The following is a 19,527-nucleotide window of genomic DNA, read 5'->3' as shown; positions in this document are numbered from 1 at the left end:
AAACAAGGCCGCAGAGTTTTTCGCTCTGCGGCCTTGTTCATCCCTCCATGAGGGTTTTGAGCTTGTGCGCGGAAGCAAGCAGCCGTTCAGTCTCATCGCGTGACAGCGGCAGGTCGAGAACCTGGGAGACGCCTGATCTTCCTACGACGGCAGGCAGACCGAGGCATACGCCCTCGATGCCGTAAGCACCGCGCGCAAGCGTCGAAACGGGCAGGACGGCGTGCTCGTCCCGGATGATAGCCTCTGCAATGCGCCGCACTGCCATCGCAATGCCATAGCAGGTTGCGCCCTTGCGCTCGATGATATCATACGCTGCGTGAGTGACCTCACGCGCGAGCGAGGCAAGCATGCTTTCCGGATCATCAATTCCGGCAGCAAGGCAGAAGTCGTCAAGATCCGCGCCCGAGATATTGGCGCTCGACCAGACCGCGACTTCACTGTCGCCGTGCTCGCCCAGCATGAAGGCGTGCACATTTCGGCTGTCCACGCCGAGTTTTTCCCCCAGAAGGCACTTGATGCGCGCCGTGTCGAGCACGGTTCCCGAACCAATGACCCGCTCAGCCGGAAATCCGGACAGCTCAAGTGTATATCCGGTCAGTACGTCCACCGGGTTCGACACGACGAGCAGGACTGCATCCCGGTTTACAGCGGTCAGCTGTTCCAGAATGCTTTGCAGGATGGCACGGTTTCGCCCGAGCAGAGCCTCCCGAGTCTCGCCGGGGCGCTGGTTCGTCCCGGCCGCGAGTATAACCAGTCCGCAGTCCGCAAAGTCGGCGTAGCCGCCTGCGTGTACCCGGCAGGGCCGCCGAAGCGCTGCACCGTGCGCAATGTCAGCGGCTTCGCCCTCCGCTCTGTGCATGTCCGCATCAAGCAGTAATACCTCGGAGAACAGTCCGCTCACCGCAAGGGTATAAGCGCTCGCCGCACCTACATTTCCGGTACCGATGATACCGCATTTTCGCATGTCTGCCATGAAAGTCACTCCTTTTCGCGTATTCTGCCCGATTACCGGTTGGAAAATACATCAGAATGTGATATAGTATTATAGCGGTACCGTGCAAATCACCCTTGTTCAATCATGCGGTATCGCCTATATATTCTCTATGACTCAGGAGGGAACACCTTTGAATAAAGTATTACGCAGTCTTTTCTGCGGTGCAGCTCTCACCGGCGCGCTAACCTGCGCCTCTCTCGCCGCCGACTTCACGCCGTGTGCAGACACGCTGCATTCGCTCGGCCTGTTCGAAGGAACAGGAAGCGGCTACGCGCTCGACCGTGCGCCTACCCGTGCAGAGGCCGCTGTCATGCTCGTCCGCCTGCTCGGACAGGAGGACGCCGCCAGAGAGCTCACCTATACCGCGCCGTTTACCGACCTTGCCGCGTGGGAGCAGCCGTATATCCAGTATCTGTATGATAACGGTCTGACGCAGGGCACCTCTGCGACTTCGTGGTCGCCGGAGAACATGTGTGATGCCCGGATGTATGCGGCATTTCTGCTGCGCTCACTCGGCTATTCGGATACCGCCGGGGATTTCAGCTATTCCGATGCTGCCGAGACCGCCGCGCAGCTTGGCGTGTATGATCTCGCCGCTGTCGACACCGAGCTGTTTAACCGTGATGACGCCGCGGCAGCATCCTACACCGCACTTGCAGTTTCCCCGAAGGGGGAAGAGAGAACACTGCTCGACCGTCTCACTGAGCAGGGCGCTGTTGACGCGGCCGCTGCTGCGCCGCTCAAGCGCCTGTTTGCCAATTACGAGAGCTACCGCGCCATGACCGCGAAAACCGCCGCAGCGCTTACCTATAAAACCGTCGTTCAGCCGACCGCCGTCAAAAGGAACGGCGAGACCGTGCTGACCCTACGGGCAGAGGATACGACCACTGCAGATACAGACAACCAGAGTCTGCTGACGAGCGGTACGCTGACCCTTTCGGCCGCAAACGTCGCTGACAAGACACTGCTGACGGCAGTTTCGCTTGAAAACGGCCTGCTGAGCACCAGTTTCGGTTCCAAGAGCGACAGCGAAGCGTGCTCAGCACGCGACCAGATGCAGCGTTTGACCGCCTTCGGCCGCGTGCCGCTCGCGTATGTTTCGTCACTTTCGCGCTCGAACGACCGCTGGGCGATCAAGCTTACCTCGCCGCTCTATGACAGTCTTACGGACACCGCTGCATTTGCCATGCCGAACGGCGGCAGCATGCAGGTATCGAACATTCAAACTGAACAGACGGTCTCCTTTGGAAAAATCGTCTCTCAGACGGTTTCTCTCGACTGCACAGCAGGGGAGTACACCGTTTCCGTCTCGGCAGCTTTCGCAGGCTAAGGCCATGCCGTACAATTCCCGTAAGCCGCACAAGCTTTAATCGCGCTGTACCGTCAAAAAAATAATTTGAGTTTTTTCGAAAAACAGGGAACCTTCTGTGCGGTTCTCCGTCTAACAGGACAAGAACATAACACAGGAGGATAAAACACTATGATGAAGAGAACGATGGGCGGCGTACTGGCCGCTGCAATGATGATGATGAGCGCACTTCCGGCTGCTGGCGCAGTCGATGTCTCTCATCTGAACGGAACGGGCAGCTCGACGCTGACGCAGGCCGCTGCCGATACGCTCCCGTCTCTGTCCGTTGCACCGATGACCGAGCTGGCGACCGTTGTCAGCTATGAGAACGGCGATCTGACTGTTAAGACCGCAGACGGCGACGAGCTCGTACTGCACACCGAAAATGCGATCGTCATGGACACCCAGACCGCTGCTGCGGCTGATCTGTCTGCCCTCAAGGCAGGTGAAAGCGTTTACGTATACCACGACGAAGCTGTCACCATGTCTCTTCCGGCACAGACCACCGCATATGCTGTTCTGACCAATCTCACCGACAAGCACGCTCCGGCATCTCTGCTCACTGCTGAGGCTGTTCAGAAGAACGACGACGGCTCTGTCACCGTTACCTGCCAGAGCGGCGCGCTGCACCTTACCATCGCGAAGGACGCGAGCGTTCAGCCGTTCATGACCCGCAACATTGTAACCGTCGATGATATCCATGTCGGCACCCGTTTCCTTGCATGGTTCGACGTCGCTGCTACTTCTTACCCGGCACAGGCCGCTGCCGACCGCGTTGTCATCCCGGGCCAGGAGGACAGCCGTTTCCTCGTTTTCTCTAAGGATGGCTCGCAGCTGACCGAAGGCTGCGTTGCAGACGGCGTAGCGATGATTCCGGTCCGCAAGGTCGCAGAGAACCTCGGCTACAAGGTATCCTGGGACGGCAAGACCCAGACCGTTATCCTCAAAAAGGGTGAGACCCCGATCAACGTCCAGCTAGGTGCAGACCGCTACCACGCAGGCAACGATCGCACCGGCGGCGTATCTCTCGGCGCTGCCTCCTACGAGATCAACGGCACAAGCTGGGTTCCGGCAGAGCTGTTCCAGCTTGCCGGCGAGACCATTTCGTTCAGCAACGGCTCCCTGACTCTCGGCAGCCTGATGCTGACGGCTGTCGCAGAATAAATACTGCTCAGCTGAGAAAAGTCCATAGTCTCAGAACCGCTCTTCACGGAGCGGTTCTTTTTTATTTTGCACACTGTTAACAAAACGTGAATTTTCTGTGCTGCCCTCTTGATTTTTTGTAAAAAGCGTACTATCATATCATTGTTGGCACTCGAAGATATAGAGTGCTAATCGTATTGAACAGATAAATCAAAACACAGAGGTGTATGTAACTATGGCACAGAAACAGTTCAAAGCAGAGTCCAAGCGTCTGCTTGACCTGATGATCAACTCGATTTATACGCACAAGGAGATTTTCCTGCGTGAGCTGATCTCGAATGCATCGGATGCCACCGATAAACTCTACTATAACGCGATGAAGGAAGGCAAAACGGGTATCACGCGCGATGCGCTCCCCATCGAGCTGACCCTCGACAAGGCAAACCGCCGCTTCATCATCGAGGATCATGGCTGCGGCATGACCGCTGAGGAGCTCGAGAGCAACCTCGGCACCATCGCACGCTCTGGCTCGCTTGCCTTCAAGGCTGAGAACGAGAAGCAGGACGACATCGACATCATCGGCCAGTTCGGCGTCGGTTTTTACGCCGCCTTCATGGTCGCAAAGCATGTTGAGGTCGTTTCCCGTGCGGTCGGCAGCGATGGCGCAAACCGCTGGGAGTCGGACGGCGCGGACGGCTACACCGTGACGCCCTGTGAAAAGGCAGAGAACGGCACGAAGATCGTCCTCACCATCAAGGACAACACCGAATCCGAAAACTACGATGAATTTCTTGAACCTTACCGCGTACAGGGTCTGGTCAAGAAATACTCCGACTACATCCGCTATCCGATCAAGATGGACATGACCCGTTCTCGCATGAAGGAGAAGCCGGCAGATGCAGGGGATGACTACAAGCCCGAGTGGGAGGAGTATACCGAAAACACAACCCTGAACTCCATGGTTCCGATCTGGAAGAAATCCAGAAAGGAGCTGAAGGACGAGGACTACAACAATTTCTATACGCAGAAGTTTTTCGACTATCAGCCGCCGCTCTGTCACATCCATACGAGCGTTGAGGGCGCAGTGACCTATACCGCGATGCTGTTTATCCCGTCGCACGCTCCGATGGATTATTATACCAAGGATTATGAAAAGGGGCTTCAGCTCTACTCCAACGGCGTGCTCATCATGGACAAGTGTGCCGATCTGCTGCCTGACCACTTCAGCTTTGTCCGCGGCATGGTAGACACCGCAGACCTGTCGCTCAACATCTCCCGCGAAATGCTCCAGCACGACCGCCACCTCAAGGCTATCGCACAGAGTCTGGAAAAGAAGATCAAGAACGAGTTGCTCAAGATGCAGAAGGATAAGCCGGAGGATTACGACAAGTTCTGGGCATCCTTCGGCCGCCAGATTAAGTATGGCGCATACGTCCAGTACGGCGCACATAAGGAGCTGCTTCAGGATCTGCTGATGTATCATTCCTCGACCGAGAACAAGCTCGTTTCGCTCAAGGACTACGTTTCCCGTATGAAGGAAGGCCAGAAGTATATTTACTACGCCTGCGGTGAAACTGTTGATAAGATCAAGATGCTGCCTGTCATGGAGACTCTGTCCGACAAGGGCTACGAAGTCCTCTGCATGGATGACAGCATCGACGAGTTCTGCACCAAAATGATTGCGAAATACGACGACAAGGAATTCAAGTCGATTCTGGACGCAGACCTTGGTCTGGAAAGCGAAGAGGAAAGGGAAGAGATCAAGAAGCAGTCTGAGGACAACAAGGAGCTGCTCGACGCGCTCAGCAAGGCGCTTGAGGGCAAGGTGAAGAAGGTCGAGCTGACCGGCCGCCTCAAAAACCATCCGTGCTGTCTGCGCGCCGAAGGCCCGGTAACGCTTGAAATGGAGAAGGTGCTCAACCAGCAGGCTGCCGTCAACGGCGGTGAGACTGTCCGCGCTGATCGCGTACTCGAACTGAACGCAGATCACCCGATCTTCAAGAAGCTGTGCGCTCTCCAGGCCGAAGGTTCGGATGCCCTTGCCGACTATGCGGACATTCTGTACACGCAGTCGCTGCTGATCGAGGGTCTGCCGGTGGATGACCCGGCCGGCTACGCCAACAAGATCTGCGCTCTTCTTGCCCGCTAAACGCATACTCATGAAAGGAGACGGATGCACATGAAAAAAATGCTCTGGATCGTTAATCCCCATGCCGGGCGCGGTGCGATGCGCGGCAAGCTCATTGACTGCATCCTCACCTTTCAAGAGGCAGGGTTTGATGTAACCCTGCACGTAACCGAAGGTCCCGAGGATGCGACCCGCGTTGCGCAGGCAAGAGCCGGGGAATTTGACCGTATCGTCTGTGCCGGCGGCGACGGCACACTCAACGAGGTCGTCACCGGACTGATGCAGAGCAAGGTACAGCCGCCTCTCGGCTACATCCCTGCCGGCACGACCAACGATTTTGCTACCAGTCTCGGTATTCCCAAGGTCCCGGCCGAGGCGGCTGCTATCGCTGCAAAGGACCGCTTGCAGGCACTCGACATCGGCCGCTTTAACAGCCGCTATTTTAACTATATCGCTGCCTTCGGCGTATTCACCGAGGTCAGCTACGCCACGCCGCAGCAGACTAAAAACATCTTCGGCCGTGCTGCCTACATCATGCAGGGCGTTATGTCGCTTGCGAACATCAAGGAATATCGCATCCGCGTCAACAGTCCGGAAATGCAGACCGAAGATCACTTCATTTACGGCATGGTAACAAATTCGGTCTCTGTAGGCGGTTTCAAGGCACTGAGTCCGGACTCTATCGCACTCGATGACGGTCTGTATGAGGTTCTGCTCGTCTATCCGGTCGATAATCCGATGGAGCTTCAATGGCTGATCAATGACCTGCTGACGCATAACACCGAATCGACTCGTTTTCTCTACTTCCGCACCTCGCATATCACATTTGACTCAGATGAGGAAATCTCCTGGACGCTTGACGGTGAATTCGGCGGTTCAGAGACGCATGCCGAGATCAAAAACTATGCAAGAGCCATCCGCTTCGTGACTGGCGGGGAGAATGCGGACGGAAACAGCTGATCCGCAATACCGACAGCCGTAAAAGGGCAGGGACACCGTATCGTGTCCCTGCCCTTGTTCTTCTGCATCAGAAAGAAATCAATATCGGCTGCAGCTGCCGCCCTTCAAGTGCTGCTTCCATGGTCTCCGGCAGGAGCGAAAGTTCACTTGCCAGCGACCGCGGTTTGCCCTCCGGATCGTCCTGTCCGAACGGCACGAAATAATAGTGTCTGCGATTCAGCAGTCTTCCGATATTCTCTGCGGAGGCTGCAAGCGCATCATTGGTTGAAAGTGCGAGGACAACCGGTCTCTCGCTTCGCAAATGGCTCTTAACCGCCATTGCAGCGGTCGTATCTGTAATACCGTGCGAGAGCTTTGCAAGCGTGTTGCCCGTGCAGGGCACAACGATCAGCACATCGAACATTCGCTTTGGCCCGATCGGCTCCGCTCCCGCAATACTGTCGATGATCTCGCTGCCAGTGATATTCCGCAGACGTTCACGCAAATCATCTGCCGTGCCGAACCGTGTATCCATACCGCCTGCATGCTCGCTCAGGATTGGTGTAACGCTGTGACCGAGCGATACAAGATTTTCCATTGCTCGAAGTGCCTTGACGAACGTACAGAACGAACCTGTCATAACAAAACCGATTTTCACAGCACGCCCTCCTCTCGCAGTATAGCGGTCACCGTAGCATAAATCGCGGCAGCAGCCGTGCGCGGCGCAACCTTTCCAGGCAGAGACAAGGCGTGTATTACCCGGCAGCCCGTTGGGGGAACCGCATCCGGCGCAACACCTCCCGGCATGGACGCAAGGTCGATCACAATGCAGGATGGCGTCAGTGCGCGCAGTATCTCGCCCGTCAAAAGCGGTGCAGGCACAGTATTGAAGATGATCTCCCTGCCGTGCACCTCCTGTGCAAGCTGTGCCGTATCCACCGCCGCAAGGCCTGCGGACTCGATACGAGCACGGTCTCTCAGTGACCGGGCCGCGACAGTCACCTGTGCTCCCAGTGCATGCAGTCTGACAGCAAGCAGAAATCCGATCCGTCCTGCACCAATGACGAGCACATGTGCACCCTGTATCGTGCAGTCAGTCTGCTCCATAGCGAGCTGCAGCGCTCCCTCACAGGTAGGCACGGCGTTGCGTATCGCTAGCTCCTCTCGCGAGAGATAGTCGATCAGCCGTACACCGCACTGCACCGCCCGGGCATGCAGCCGGAAGGGAACCGCACCGCCGAACGCCGGCACGCCTGCCGGTATCGCATCAAGCACCTGCATCACATCAGTCTCCGTCCGCGCAAGCGGTGCGCGCAGCAAGCCATCGCCCTGCATGACGGGGACGGGCAGCAGCACTGCATCTGCGCCCTCTGTGCATGACGCAGCATCAGAACAGATCGCCGCGCCCTCTATGTTCGCCCGGTCAAGCGCAAACGTGCGCACGGCATGACCGTCTGCCAGTGCAAGGCTCGCCAGAAAAACCTGACGCTCATCGCCGCCGATGACCGCCAGAGTCAAGCTCTTACCCATAGAAAAACCTCCTCTGCGTCATTCTATGCATAGAGCAGGGGAGGTGTCAAAATAAAAGACTGCCGTTCTCGAGAGAAAACAGCAGTCTTTTTTATTACTTCATTGCCGGGTCGCTCACGCCGTTCGCTTCGAACGCGCGCAGACGATCGAGACAGGTGCCGCATTTGCCGCACGGCCTCTCTCCGCCTTCGTAGCAGCTCCATGTCAGTTCATAGGGGACATGCAGCCGCAGGCCCTCCTTGACGATCTGAGCCTTGTTCCAGCGGACGAAAGGCGCTTCGATGCGCAGTGCGCCGCCCGTGCCTTCTTCTACCGACCGGTTCATCGCATTCACGAATTCCTCGCTGCAATCGGGGTAGGCGTTTCCGGCTGCATCATCATGATGTGCGCCGTAGTAGATGACACTGCATCCCTTGGAAAGTGCGACGCTCGCCGCTGCCGAAAGGAACAGTCCGTTACGGAACGGGACATAGGTCGTGACCGGTGCGCCGTGCGTACTCTTCAGCTGCTCTGCATAGCTTTCCTCGGGGACCTCTTCGGTCGAGTGGGAAAGCAGCGAGCAGTCGCTGTACGCGAACACCGGGGTAAGGTCGAGGGAAGCGCCCTCCACACCGTAGTATTTGAGGACCTTTTTCGCAGCCTCGATCTCCCTGACATGTTTCTGACCATAATAAATGGACAGCGCGCTGACGTTTTCTCTACCGTATTTCTCGACGGCGAGCGCAAGACAGGTCGTGCTGTCTACGCCGCCCGAGCAGAGCACCATAGCTTTTTCGCTCATCGGTTGTCCACCTTCTCCGGATAAAGATCGTGATGCGCGAGACGGTCAAAGGCGACCTGCTCCCAGCGTGTGCCGGGCTTGCCGTAGTTGCAGTACGGGTCAATCGAAATACCGCCGCGCGGGGTAAATTTGCCCCAGACCTCAATGTATTTCGGGTCCATAAGGCGGATAAGGTCTTTCATGATGATGTTCACACAGTCCTCGTGGAAATCGCCGTGATTGCGGAAGCTGAACAGATACAGTTTGAGTGACTTGCTCTCCACCATGCGCTCACCGGGCACATAGGAGATATAGATGGTCGCAAAGTCCGGCTGTCCGGTCATCGGGCACAGGCTCGTAAACTCGGGGCAGTTAAACTTTACGAAGTAATCGTTCTCCGGATGCTTGTTCGGAAAGCTCTCGAGCATTTCCGGTGCATAATCCGTAGGATACTTGTTTTTCTGATTTCCCAGAAGGGTGACGCCGTTCAGTTCTTCTTTATTTCTTCCGGTCATAGGTTGCATTTCTCCTTTAAATTCAATCAGTCTGCCTTGATCTTCTGCGGATAGAGTGCACGCTGAAGCACATTTACCAGTACTGCGCCGCAGATAGCCGGAACAGTCTGGCCGATGCAGAGACTGAGTGCAAGCGCACTGTAAGGCACATGCAGCAGATAAGAAAGGTACGTCGAAACGCCGAGACCCGGCACAAGGATGATCGGGAGGATCATCAGCCATCGGCTCCAGCCCTGACGGCGGATGAGCACGATGATTGCGGTCGTAACGATACCGACGATACAGCCGCCGAACATGTCGAGCAGGCCAAGGCCGCCGAACAGCATGTTGGCGATGAAGTTTGCGAAACCAAGCGGCAAAACCAGGAACGGAAACAGGTAGGAAAGGCCGTAAAGCGAAGTTGCGATACGGATCTGATAAGCACCGAATGAAAAACTCTGCGTGAAGTACAGCACTACAATGTAGAGCGCCATGATCATCGCAGAAAATGTCAGCTTTTGCGCTTTGCTCATATTTTCTTTCACCATATTTCGTTCACCTCCAAATAATGCGTACAACAACGAGAAAATTAACATATTTTCTGTTTCGTTGTCCCTAGTTTTGTTTATCGACAGGATGGTTTCGAACTGTCATTTTCATATCCGGAAGCAATGAATGCCGAACAGCACGCCATATAGTATAACGTATCGGGCAGCGAAAAGCAAGGGCAGCCGCGCAGAAAGCGTATTTTTCGTCGGAATGCCGAAACGAACAAAGAAGAAGCGCCTCGATTTCGAGGCGCCCTTGTATTTATGCTTTTCTGTGCCGATGCAGAATCTTGGCAAATGCTGCCATCAGTTCACGGCTGTTGAGCAGTCCCACTGCACCAAACAGCAGCAGCTGCCAGATGAGCCAGAACGGCGGCTCGATAAGCATGAGCGCTGCCTGCACGGCGAGCAGCAGCACAGTCAGTCCCAGACGCAGACTCTTCCAGCGGATCGGCATAAACCGGCGGCTGTCGAGTGCGCGGTAAATAAACAGAGCAACGTAGCTTGTCAGCGTTGCCGCTGCGGCGCCCGTTCCGCCGTAACGCGGAATGAGCAGCGCGTTCAGAACAATATTGATGACCGCAGAAAATGCCGTTGAAAGGAAGGACGGAACGGTTTTTTTCTCCAGCAGATACACACTCTTCTGAAAGCTCGACAGGCAGTTGAAGCCTGCGCCGATCGCCAGAATGGGAATGAATGTCCAGCCGATATAGTAGTTCTTCACCGCGAGCACCGTCATGGCGAGCTTTGCGCACATGATGCCGCCCGAGGCAATGATGAATACAATGGCGGAATAGGTATTTCCGACATTCGAGAAAAATTCGATCTGCTCCTCCTTGGTATTGCTGTTGACCATGGAAAGCTGCCACGCATCAATAAAAATGGATGCGACGAGCGCAATGAGCGTCGGCACGCGGTAGGCGATCGAATAGATCGCGCTGACCGAGGTATTCTGCATGGAGGCGAGAAACGCCTGATCAGAGAAACCGATGATATAGACGAGGATCGCATCCGGAACAAGCGGCAGCGCGTACAGCAGCATGCTGCGCCACAGATAGAAGTTGATGCGCCGCGGGCGGAAATATTTCCAGAGTCTGGCAATCATAAACAGGCACACGGTCGAAAGAGCGTCCGAGCAGATAATAGAAGCCACGTAGCCGTAAATGTTCCAGCGGAACACCTTGAGGTACAGGATGTTCAGCACAATGGTCATGAATGTGCGGAAGATGCCGTCAATAGCATACAGGCGGACATAACCGATCGCGCGGATAAACTGGCCGCAGACATTCTGCGTGCACGAGGTCAGCACATACACATAGATCAGAATGCGGTAGTCGAGCAGTGAGCCTGCCACGCCCGCCGAGGTGTTATAGTGAACAAGCTTCAGCAGGGGATTGAACGGCAATGAGATCAGAAAGCCGCAGGCCACTGTCAGCAGACCGATGGTGAACACATCCGGCTTGCGCCGTCTTCGCTCCAGCCCGTAACGGATAACTGCCTGTCCGATGGACAGTGATACGACCGGATACAAAATGCTTGTCGTCTTGATGATAAGATCTGCAACGCCCATCTCGTCCTGCGTCAGCACTCCGGTGTAGAAGCGCAGCATCAGGATGACAAGAATTTTGGAGCTGAATGTGCCGACAGCAAAGATAAAGGTATTGCTGAGCAGACGTTTATACTGGTTCATTTGTCGCCCTTTCTCAGCCGGATGGAATGGAATGTGTCGATGATGCGGTCGGTCAGAAACGCCGCCGCATGACCGAGTACAATGCCGATAAGCATGCCTGCAAGAACATCGGTGGGATAGTGTACGCTCGCGTACAGTCGCGAGAATGCAATAAGCGCCGCAAGAACGAGCGCGAGCACGCCGGTCTTTTTATGAAAGCACCAGAGTGCCGTCGCCGCCGCAAATGACGAGAGCGCGTGTCCCGATGGAAACGACCACCGATCGCCCGGAGCGAGCAGTGCGGTCAGATCACTGTGCGTAACGAACGGCCGCGGCCGCATGACCAGCTCCTTGAGCCACAGATTACCTACAAGGAATCCCGCGAGCATCGCGAGCAGCATGGCTGCGCCTGCGCGCCGCGTTTTTCGAAAGAACAGCAGCAGGACCGCGAGCGTGATCCAGACTGCGCCGCCGTTCCCAATCAGAGACAGCATGGTCATGACCGGGTCGAGCATGCCGCCGCGGAGCCTGTCCGCGATAAGGAGCAGGATATTGTAGTCCACACTCCGAATGATGTCAAGCAGAATTTCCATGCTGTCTCCTTTCTTCGATTTACTCCTTGCCGCTCTTGCGGTCTACCTCATCCACGATCAGCGCAAGCGCCTGGTCGCCGGTAACGTTCGCCGCCGTTCCGAAGCTGTCCTGCGAGAAGTGCAGTGCAATGATGAGCTGCTGCATCGGGTCGGTAAAGCCGAGCATCGAGGTGATAAGGCCGAGAGCCGCCATAACGCCGCCGCCCGGGACGCCCGGAGCCGCTACCATAGTAACGCCGAGCATGAGAATGAACGGCGCGAACACAGCGAGCGTCGGGTTCATGCCGCTTGCGAGCATAATGCCCATCGAGCCGAGCACCAGACAAATGGTATCGCCGTTGAGGTTGATGGTCGCGCAGAGCGGAACAACGAAATCGGCAACATCGCGGTTTACGTTATTGCTGTACGCACAGTTCAGCGCTACCGGTATCGTAGACGCAGAGGACTGAGTACCGAGGGCGGTAAAGTACGCAGGGGCGACATTCTTGATACTCTTCAGGTGGTTCTTTCTGCATACGCCGCTCGCCAGAAGGAACTGAGAAAGAATGTAGAGCAGCTGAAGCACGATGATGATTGCGTACAGCGACGCGAACATTTTAACGGTTGCAGCAAGACGGCCCTCCGCCGAAATATTGGCAAACAGACCTGCGATATGCACCGGAATAAGCGGAATGATCACGTGGCGCAGCACGCCGGAAACGATGTTCTGAAGATCACGGAAAACCTTGAGCATGGAATCGCCCTTGAGGTTTGCCATGCCGATGCCGAGAACGAATGCAAGCACGAGCGCAGTCATAACGCCGAAGATCGGGGTGACCTCGATGGTGAAGAACGGCTCGAATGCGTTGCTTTCGAGGATATCGCCAGTGATCGGCTTGATGAGCGACGGCAGGAACGCCTTACCGATAAAAAAGGTAAGAAAACCGGAGATCGTCGTCGTGCCGTAGGCAAGCAGCAGCGTCAGGCCGAACAGGCGGTTTGCCTTCTTACCCAGCTCCGCCATGCCGACCGTGATGAAGGCAATGATGATCAGCGGAATCATGAAGGACAGGAAAGTGGAGAACAGCGAGGTGAACGTCGCGAGCAGCCGAATGACCGCAACAAATCCCGTCGTATCCGCAATGCCGAACCAGCCTCCGCAAAGGCCGATCAGCATACCGGCGATGATGCCGATAATGAGTCTAACCAGCAGTCCAAGTTGTTTCAATGTTACATACTCCTCTTTTTTATTTTCTCTTTATCCCAGAGATAACAAATATTATATCAGATATTATCATGCTTCGCAAGCCGTCCGGGATGGCATATGTAAAATAACGGCGAAACTTCGAAATTTTCTCTTGACAATGCAGTGCGCAGGGGATAATATAATAACATATGATAAAGGTGATGAACGGGTAAAGTAATTGTACTTTCGTCCTCAGAGAGCTGTTGTCCGGTGTAAAGCAGCGTCGAAATGCAGTGAAACTCGCCCGGGAACTGTCCGCTGAAAGCCTTTTGTGCCGGTAAGATGGAACGGAATGTCCGCCGTTATACGGACTGCGCATTGATGGATGCGCTTAGAGTGGTCGCAGTTTTTTCTGCGGCAACAAGAGTGGTACCGCGGAGCTTTCGCTTCGTCTCTTAATGCAGAATTAAGGGACGGAGCTTTTTTTGTCCCTGTACGACAAACATTACCCGAAGGAGAGGACAAGAAACCATGAGTAGAACGATTAAGATTTTTGACACGACTCTGCGCGACGGCGAGCAGTCTCCCGGCTGCTCCATGAACCTCAACGAGAAGATTGAGGTCGCAAAGCAGCTCGAAGCGCTCAAGGTCGACATCATCGAGGCCGGCTTTGCAGCTGCGTCTCCCGGTGATGCAGCTGCGATCGCAGCAATCGCTGATACCGTTCGCGGCGCGACCATCTGCTCGCTTGCGCGCAGCGTAGACAAGGACATCGAGGCAGCCTACAATGCGATCCGCCGCGCTGAATCTGCCCGTATCCATACCTTTATTGCTACCAGCCCGGTACATATGGAGTACAAGCTCAAGATGACCCCGGACGAGGTCATCGAATCCATCGCGCACAGCGTTTCCTACGCGAAAAGCTTCTGCTCGGATGTCGAATTCTCCGCCGAGGATGCGACCCGCACTGACCTCGACTTCCTGTGCCGCGTTGTCGAAACCGCTATCAAGGCAGGCGCTACCACCATCAACATTCCGGATACCGTCGGCTACATGATCCCGGAGGAGTACGCCGCACGCATCAAGTATCTGCGCGAGCACACCACCGGCATCGAAAACATCGTTCTGTCCTGTCATATGCACAACGACCTCGGCATGGCGGTTGCAAACTCTCTCGCGGGCGTTGAAGCCGGTATCGACCAGATCGAATGCACCATCAACGGCATCGGCGAGCGTGCAGGCAACGCCTCCATGGAGGAGTGCGTCATGGCGCTCAAGACCCGCGCAGATCACTTCGGCATCGGCTGCAACATCGAAACCACCCAGATCTACCGCGCAAGCCGCATGATCCAGACCATCACCGGCGTTGCTGTTGCACCGACCAAGGCGATCGTCGGTGCGAATGCGTTCGCACACGAGGCAGGTATCCATCAGCACGGTGTCATGGCAAACAAGGAAACTTACGAGATCATGACCCCGGAATCTGTCGGCATTCCGAAGAATGCGATCGTCCTTGGCAAGCACTCCGGCCGCCATGCATTCGAGGAGCGTCTGCATGAGCTCGGCTACACGCTCGACAAGGAGAAGCTCGAAAAGGCATTCGAGAAGTTCAAGATTCTGGCTGACAAGAAAAAGGTCATTAAGGATCGCGACCTCGAGGGCCTGATCGGCGCCGTTCCGGTTTCCGGCGAGGAGCGCTACATCCTCGACCGCTTCGTCATCAACTCCGGCAACACCATCACCTCTACCGCAGTCATCCGTGTCAGAAAGGGTGACGAGACCTTTGAGCGTGCCGCTGCCTCCGACGGCCCGATCAACGCATCCTTCCAGGCCATCAACAAGATCGTCGGCAAGGATATCGAGCTCGAGGATTACTCGCTGCGCGCACTGACCGACGGTGAGGACGCACAGAGCGAAGCGATCGTCAAGATCCGCGTGGGCGGCGGCGACGAGCTCGTCACCGGTCGCGGCGTATCGGTTGACGTTATCGAGGCTTCTATCAAGGCGTATATCAACGGCATCAACAAGTATTTTAACGACTAATCGCAATCCGCAGGAGGAAAACTGTTATGGGTATGACTATGACGCAGAAAATCCTCGCGAAGCACGCAGGTCTTGACAGCGTGACCGCAGGACAGCTCATCGAAGCAAACGTCGATCTGACGCTCGCGAACGACATTACCGGCCCTGTTGCCATCCGCGAGATGGAAAAAGCCGGTTTCAGCAAGGTATTCGACAACACCAAGATTGCCCTCGTAATGGATCACTTCGCTCCGAACAAGGACATCAAGTCCGCAGAGCAGTGTCTGGAGTGCCGTGAGTTTTCGAAGAAGTATAACATCGTTAACTTCTTCGACGTCGGCGCAATGGGCATCGAGCATGCGCTGCTCCCGGAAAAAGGTCTGACCGCTCCCGGCGAGCTGATCATCGGCGCGGACAGCCACACCTGCACCTACGGCGCGCTGGGCGCGTTCTCGACCGGCGTTGGCTCGACCGACCTCGCGGCAGGCATGGCTACCGGCAAAGCATGGTTCAAGGTTCCGAGCGCGATCAAGTTCGTTCTCAAGGGCAAGCTGAGCCCGTGGGTTTCCGGCAAGGACGTCATCCTGCACATCATCGGCAAGATCGGCGTGGACGGCGCTCTGTACAAGTCGATGGAGTTCGTCGGCGAAGGCGCGCATGAACTGTCCATGGACGACCGCTTCACCATCTGCAACATGGCGATCGAGGCCGGTGCGAAGAACGGCATTTTCCCGGTGGACGACAAGACGATGGACTACATCAAGGGCCGCGTTGACCGCAACATCACCGCATTCGAGGCCGACGCTGACGCTGAGTATGAGCAGACCATCGAGATCGACCTGTCCGCGCTCCGTCCGACCATTGCGTGCCCGCACCTCCCGGAGAACACCAAGACCATCGACGAGCTCGGCCATATCGAAGTCCAGCAGTCGGTCATCGGCTCCTGCACCAACGGCCGTATTGATGACATGCGCGTTGCAGCTGAAATTCTGAAGGGCCGCAAGGTAAATCCGAATGTGCGCACCATCATCATCCCGGCGACGCAGGATGTTTATCTCCAGTGCATCGAGGAGGGCCTGACCAAGATCTTCATTCAGGCAGGCGCTATCGTTTCCACGCCGACCTGCGGTCCGTGCCTTGGCGGTCATATGGGCATTCTGGCGCACGGCGAAAAGGCGGTTTCCACCACCAACCGCAACTTTGTAGGCCGTATGGGTCATATCACCTCGGAAATTTATCTGGCAAGCCCGGCAGTCGCCGCAGCAAGCGCAGTTGCAGGCTACATCTGTGCGCCGGACGACCTGAAGTAAGGGAGGAAACACATACCATGAACGCAAAAGGCAAGGTTTTCAAGTACGGCGATAACGTCGATACCGACGTTATCATTCCCGCACGTTATCTGAATATTGCAGACCCGAAGGAGCTGTCCACCCATGCAATGGAGGACATCGACGCGGATTTTGTAAAGAATATGCACCCGGGCGACATCGTGGTTGCGACCCGCAACTTCGGCTGCGGCTCCTCCCGTGAGCACGCACCGCTCGTTCTCCGCGAGAACGGCGTTTCCTGCGTTATCTCATCCTCGTTCGCGCGTATCTTCTACCGCAATGCGATCAACATCGGCCTGCCCATCCTCGAGTGCGAGGCAGCGGCGAACGGCATCGACGCAGGCGACGAGGTAGAGGTAAACTTCGACACCGGCGTGATCACCGATGTTACCAAGGGCGAGAGCTGGCAGTCGGCTGCATTCCCGCCGTTTATCCAGAACATCATCAAGGCGGGCGGCCTGCTCAAGTCGCTCAAGGAGAGAGAGGCATAATCTCATGAATTATAATATCGCAGTAGTAAAAGGCGACGGCATCGGTCCGGAGATCGTCTCCGAGGCTATGCTCGTGCTCGATAAGGTTGGCGAAAAGTTCGGCCACAGCTTCAATTTTCAGGAAGTCCTTGCAGGCGGCTGCTCGATCGACAAGAACGGCATCCCGCTGACCGAGGAGACCATCGAGATCTGTAAGAATGCAGATTCCGTGCTGCTCGGCGCGGTCGGCGGTCCGAAGTGGGACGAGGTTCCGAGTGAAAAGCGTCCGGAGAAGGCGCTGCTCGGCCTGCGCGCCGCGCTCGGCCTGTTTGTCAACCTGCGCCCGGCGCAGATGCACAAGGCGCTGGCGGATGCCTGCCCGATCAAACCGGAGATCATCGGTGACGGCTTCGACATCCTTGTCTGCCGCGAGCTGACCGGCGATGTCTACTTCGGCAAGCACTACCGCCGTGAGAGCGACAAGGGCTGGGGCGAGACCGGCGCGGACGATATGAACTACTCGGTCTACGAGGTCGAGCGCATCGGCCGCCGCGCCTTCGAAATGGCGATGAAGCGCAGCAAGAAGGTCTGCTCGGTCGACAAGGCGAACGTGCTCGAAACCAGCCGCGTATGGCGCGAGACCATGCACCGCATCAAGGACGAGTACCCGGAAGTTGAGTACACCGATATGTATGTCGATAACTGCGCGATGCAGCTCGTCCGCAATCCGAGCCAGTTCGACGTTATCGTAACCGGCAACCTGTTCGGTGATATTCTGTCCGATGAGGCCTCCATGATCACCGGCTCCATCGGTATGCTGCCGTCCGCCTCGATGAACGAGAGCGGCAAGGGTATGTACGAGCCGATCCACGGCTCCGCGCCGGATATCGCAGGCAAGGGCATCGCAAACCCGATCGCTACCATCCTGTCCTGCGCAATGATGCTGCGCTACTCGTTCGGCCTCAAGGCCGAGGCGGATGCCATCGAAACCGCTGTCGAGAACGTGCTGAACGCCGGCCACCGCACTGCGGATATCGCTGCTAAAGGCGAGAAGGTGCTGTCCACATCCGAGATGGGCACGCTGATTCGCGAGCAGCTCTAAGACAATATCGAAAGGGGAGCGCTCCGGCGTTCTCCTTTCGTTGTTTCCCGCATAGAATGAAGCGGAGGTGAGCGCATTGGAACACCTTTCGCAGTATATCGAAGCGGATTATGCCGTACTTTCTGCCGTCCTGTACTGCCTCGGCAGGGTCTTAAAGGCTCTCGGGCGTTTTCCGAACCGGCTGATACCGTTGACGCTGACCGGCTGCGGCATCGCGCTTGCGTGTCTCGGCGCAGCGTCCCGATGGTCTGAATATGCCAACTGGGCAGGTGTGATGTTTGACGGTGTGGTGCAGGGTATCCTGTGCACCGGCATGTCGGTCTATCTCAACGAGGTTATTTCTCACTGCGGTCCGGGCGGCTGTTCTCCCGGGAAATAGTACCGAAAACTTATCTTTTAACACAGAAAGTCCGGTTTTGTCTCGGGCTTTCTGTTTTTTTCGTCAAAACGATGGTTTGCCGGGTCAGCACTTGTGATTTTATATAAACTGCGTTATAATATAAAGGATTATGGGCAGTGCCCGATGATGACGTATTGACATAGGAGAATAAAAGGATGAAAACCGCTTCTATTTTAGGCGTGCAGTTCCACGCAGTTACAAAAAAGCAGGCCGTTGAACTGGCGATGAGCAAGCTCCGCGCGCGGCAGAAGGGTTATGTTGTAACGCCTAACCCGGAAATCGTTGATCTCTGCCGCCGTGACCCTGAGTTCATGGGCATCGTAAATCACGCCGCCCTTGTGCTGCCGGACGGCATCGGCATTATCTACGCCGCAAAAATTCTCGGCGAGGGCCTGCCGGGCCGTGTTCCGGGCATTGAATTTGCAGAAGATCTCTGTGCGGCGATGGCCAAGGAAAACATGCGTCTCTTTCTGCTCGGTGCCAAACCGGGTATCGCAGAAAAGGCCGGCGCAAATCTGTGTGCGAAATTTCCGGGACTCGTGCTTGCCGGCACGCATGACGGCTACTTCAAGGACACGCAGCAGGTCGTAGATGCGATCAATGCCGCAGGCGGCGCAGATGCCGTTTTTGTATGCCTCGGCGCCCCCAAGCAGGAAAAGTTCATCGCCGCGAACATCGACGATATTCACGGCACGCTGTTCTGCGGTCTCGGCGGCTCGCTCGATGTATTCGCAGGCGTGTCCAGACGAGCACCCGATATCTTTATCAAGCTGGGACTGGAATGGTTCTACCGTCTGCTCAAGCAGCCGAGCCGTATCGGCCGCATGATGAAGCTGCCGAAATTCCTGCTCGTTGTCATCGGTGAGCGTCTGTTCGGCAAGAAAGGATAAGAAT

Annotated in this window: 19 protein-coding genes and 1 other annotated feature; of the genes, 10 read left to right on the top strand and 9 right to left on the bottom strand. The window is 56.1% G+C overall.

Annotated features, from left to right (window positions below):
• Nucleotides 1–37: 37 nt before the first annotated feature.
• Nucleotides 38–973, bottom strand: coding sequence for an L-lactate dehydrogenase (locus H8S02_RS05655; RefSeq protein ID WP_186969691.1), 936 nt, complete (start codon nt 971–973; stop codon nt 38–40).
• Nucleotides 974–1,124: 151 nt separating this feature from the next.
• On the opposite strand from H8S02_RS05655, the gene H8S02_RS05650 reads away from it, so the two are divergent.
• The 4 genes from H8S02_RS05650 (at nt 1,125) to H8S02_RS05635 (ending at nt 6,573) form a co-directional block, all read left to right on the top strand.
• The gene (locus H8S02_RS05650; RefSeq protein ID WP_186969690.1) at nt 1,125–2,324 is read left to right on the top strand and encodes a hypothetical protein; all 1,200 of its coding nucleotides are present in this window, start codon (nt 1,125–1,127) and stop codon (nt 2,322–2,324) included.
• Between the two features lie 150 nt (nt 2,325–2,474).
• Nucleotides 2,475–3,506 carry a copper amine oxidase N-terminal domain-containing protein gene (locus H8S02_RS05645; protein WP_186969689.1) on the top strand — a complete coding sequence of 344 codons (1,032 nt, stop codon included), beginning with the start codon at nt 2,475–2,477 and terminating at the stop codon, nt 3,504–3,506.
• Between the two features lie 214 nt (nt 3,507–3,720).
• Nucleotides 3,721–5,634 carry a molecular chaperone HtpG gene (gene htpG / locus H8S02_RS05640; protein ID WP_186969688.1) on the top strand — a complete coding sequence of 638 codons (1,914 nt, stop codon included), beginning with the start codon at nt 3,721–3,723 and terminating at the stop codon, nt 5,632–5,634.
• Nucleotides 5,635–5,664: 30 nt separating this feature from the next.
• The gene (locus H8S02_RS05635) at nt 5,665–6,573 is read left to right on the top strand and encodes a diacylglycerol/lipid kinase family protein (RefSeq protein WP_186969687.1); all 909 of its coding nucleotides are present in this window, start codon (nt 5,665–5,667) and stop codon (nt 6,571–6,573) included.
• A 67-nt stretch (nt 6,574–6,640) separates the two neighbouring features.
• Here H8S02_RS05635 and H8S02_RS05630 read toward each other — a convergent pair whose 3' ends face one another.
• The 8 genes from H8S02_RS05630 to H8S02_RS05595 form a co-directional block, all read right to left on the bottom strand.
• Nucleotides 6,641–7,210, bottom strand: coding sequence for a dipicolinate synthase subunit B (locus H8S02_RS05630; RefSeq protein WP_330601930.1), 570 nt, complete (start codon nt 7,208–7,210; stop codon nt 6,641–6,643).
• Nucleotides 7,207–8,082, bottom strand: coding sequence for a dipicolinate synthase subunit DpsA (locus H8S02_RS05625; RefSeq protein WP_186969686.1), 876 nt, complete (start codon nt 8,080–8,082; stop codon nt 7,207–7,209). The genes H8S02_RS05630 and H8S02_RS05625 overlap by 4 nt, the downstream gene beginning before the upstream one ends.
• Nucleotides 8,083–8,176: 94 nt before the next feature.
• A complete protein-coding gene (gene queC / locus H8S02_RS05620) occupies nt 8,177–8,863 on the bottom strand; it encodes a 7-cyano-7-deazaguanine synthase QueC (RefSeq protein WP_186969685.1) in 687 nt (228 codons plus the stop codon).
• Entirely contained in the window at nt 8,860–9,357 is a 498-nt protein-coding gene (gene queF, locus H8S02_RS05615; protein WP_118684738.1) for a preQ(1) synthase, read from the bottom strand. Before queF ends, queC begins: the two co-directional genes overlap by 4 nt.
• A 26-nt stretch (nt 9,358–9,383) precedes the next feature.
• Nucleotides 9,384–9,884 carry a QueT transporter family protein gene (locus H8S02_RS05610; RefSeq protein WP_199673668.1) on the bottom strand — a complete coding sequence of 167 codons (501 nt, stop codon included), beginning with the start codon at nt 9,882–9,884 and terminating at the stop codon, nt 9,384–9,386.
• 262 nt (nt 9,885–10,146) lie between these two features.
• A complete protein-coding gene (locus H8S02_RS05605; RefSeq protein WP_186969684.1) occupies nt 10,147–11,574 on the bottom strand; it encodes a lipopolysaccharide biosynthesis protein in 1,428 nt (475 codons plus the stop codon).
• A complete protein-coding gene (locus H8S02_RS05600) occupies nt 11,571–12,146 on the bottom strand; it encodes a phosphatase PAP2 family protein (RefSeq protein ID WP_186969683.1) in 576 nt (191 codons plus the stop codon). Before H8S02_RS05600 ends, H8S02_RS05605 begins: the two co-directional genes overlap by 4 nt.
• A 19-nt stretch (nt 12,147–12,165) precedes the next feature.
• Complete coding sequence (locus tag H8S02_RS05595) at nt 12,166–13,353, bottom strand: dicarboxylate/amino acid:cation symporter (protein ID WP_186969682.1); 1,188 nt, start codon at nt 13,351–13,353, stop codon at nt 12,166–12,168.
• Between the two features lie 170 nt (nt 13,354–13,523).
• Nucleotides 13,524–13,770 (top strand) — a binding site (T-box leader).
• Between the two features lie 72 nt (nt 13,771–13,842).
• Here H8S02_RS05595 and H8S02_RS05590 point away from each other — a divergent pair.
• From H8S02_RS05590 to H8S02_RS05565, 6 genes are all read left to right on the top strand, one after another.
• On the top strand, nt 13,843–15,354 hold the full coding sequence (locus tag H8S02_RS05590) for a 2-isopropylmalate synthase (protein ID WP_186969681.1): 1,512 nt from the start codon (nt 13,843–13,845) through the stop codon (nt 15,352–15,354).
• A 26-nt stretch (nt 15,355–15,380) separates the two neighbouring features.
• Complete coding sequence (leuC, locus tag H8S02_RS05585; protein ID WP_186969680.1) at nt 15,381–16,643, top strand: 3-isopropylmalate dehydratase large subunit; 1,263 nt, start codon at nt 15,381–15,383, stop codon at nt 16,641–16,643.
• Between the two features lie 17 nt (nt 16,644–16,660).
• Nucleotides 16,661–17,152 (top strand): 3-isopropylmalate dehydratase small subunit, encoded by a 492-nt coding sequence (locus tag H8S02_RS05580; protein ID WP_186969679.1) that lies wholly within the window; start codon nt 16,661–16,663, stop codon nt 17,150–17,152.
• 4 nt (nt 17,153–17,156) lie between these two features.
• Nucleotides 17,157–18,233, top strand: coding sequence for a 3-isopropylmalate dehydrogenase (leuB, locus tag H8S02_RS05575; protein WP_186969678.1), 1,077 nt, complete (start codon nt 17,157–17,159; stop codon nt 18,231–18,233).
• A gap of 76 nt (nt 18,234–18,309) precedes the next feature.
• The gene (locus H8S02_RS05570; protein ID WP_186969677.1) at nt 18,310–18,612 is read left to right on the top strand and encodes a phage holin family protein; all 303 of its coding nucleotides are present in this window, start codon (nt 18,310–18,312) and stop codon (nt 18,610–18,612) included.
• Nucleotides 18,613–18,788: 176 nt separating this feature from the next.
• On the top strand, nt 18,789–19,523 hold the full coding sequence (locus H8S02_RS05565; RefSeq protein WP_186969676.1) for a WecB/TagA/CpsF family glycosyltransferase: 735 nt from the start codon (nt 18,789–18,791) through the stop codon (nt 19,521–19,523).
• The last annotated feature ends 4 nt before the right edge of the window (nt 19,524–19,527 follow it).

The organism is Agathobaculum hominis, from assembly GCF_014288055.1.
Classification (GTDB): Bacteria; Bacillota; Clostridia; order Oscillospirales; family Butyricicoccaceae; genus Agathobaculum; species Agathobaculum hominis.
Note: the sequence above shows the minus strand (reverse complement) of the source record. Positions and strands in the feature narration are given on the sequence as shown.

Bases quoted from the DNA above. Each gene is read 5' to 3' on its own strand.
- H8S02_RS05655 (WP_186969691.1), bottom strand. From the start codon at position 973: ATGGCAGACATGCGAAAATGCGGTATCATCGGTACCGGAAATGTAGGT.
- htpG (WP_186969688.1), top strand. From the start codon at position 3,721: ATGGCACAGAAACAGTTCAAAGCAGAGTCCAAGCGTCTGCTTGACCTG.
- leuC (WP_186969680.1), top strand. From the start codon at position 15,381: ATGGGTATGACTATGACGCAGAAAATCCTCGCGAAGCACGCAGGTCTT.
- H8S02_RS05625 (WP_186969686.1), bottom strand. From the start codon at position 8,082: ATGGGTAAGAGCTTGACTCTGGCGGTCATCGGCGGCGATGAGCGTCAG.
- H8S02_RS05565 (WP_186969676.1), top strand. From the start codon at position 18,789: ATGAAAACCGCTTCTATTTTAGGCGTGCAGTTCCACGCAGTTACAAAA.
- leuB (WP_186969678.1), top strand. From the start codon at position 17,157: ATGAATTATAATATCGCAGTAGTAAAAGGCGACGGCATCGGTCCGGAG.
- queC (WP_186969685.1), bottom strand. From the start codon at position 8,863: ATGAGCGAAAAAGCTATGGTGCTCTGCTCGGGCGGCGTAGACAGCACG.
- H8S02_RS05580 (WP_186969679.1), top strand. From the start codon at position 16,661: ATGAACGCAAAAGGCAAGGTTTTCAAGTACGGCGATAACGTCGATACC.
- H8S02_RS05590 (WP_186969681.1), top strand. From the start codon at position 13,843: ATGAGTAGAACGATTAAGATTTTTGACACGACTCTGCGCGACGGCGAG.
- queF (WP_118684738.1), bottom strand. From the start codon at position 9,357: ATGACCGGAAGAAATAAAGAAGAACTGAACGGCGTCACCCTTCTGGGA.
- H8S02_RS05610 (WP_199673668.1), bottom strand. From the start codon at position 9,884: ATGGTGAAAGAAAATATGAGCAAAGCGCAAAAGCTGACATTTTCTGCG.
- H8S02_RS05635 (WP_186969687.1), top strand. From the start codon at position 5,665: ATGAAAAAAATGCTCTGGATCGTTAATCCCCATGCCGGGCGCGGTGCG.
- H8S02_RS05645 (WP_186969689.1), top strand. From the start codon at position 2,475: ATGATGAAGAGAACGATGGGCGGCGTACTGGCCGCTGCAATGATGATG.
- H8S02_RS05605 (WP_186969684.1), bottom strand. From the start codon at position 11,574: ATGAACCAGTATAAACGTCTGCTCAGCAATACCTTTATCTTTGCTGTC.
- H8S02_RS05600 (WP_186969683.1), bottom strand. From the start codon at position 12,146: ATGGAAATTCTGCTTGACATCATTCGGAGTGTGGACTACAATATCCTG.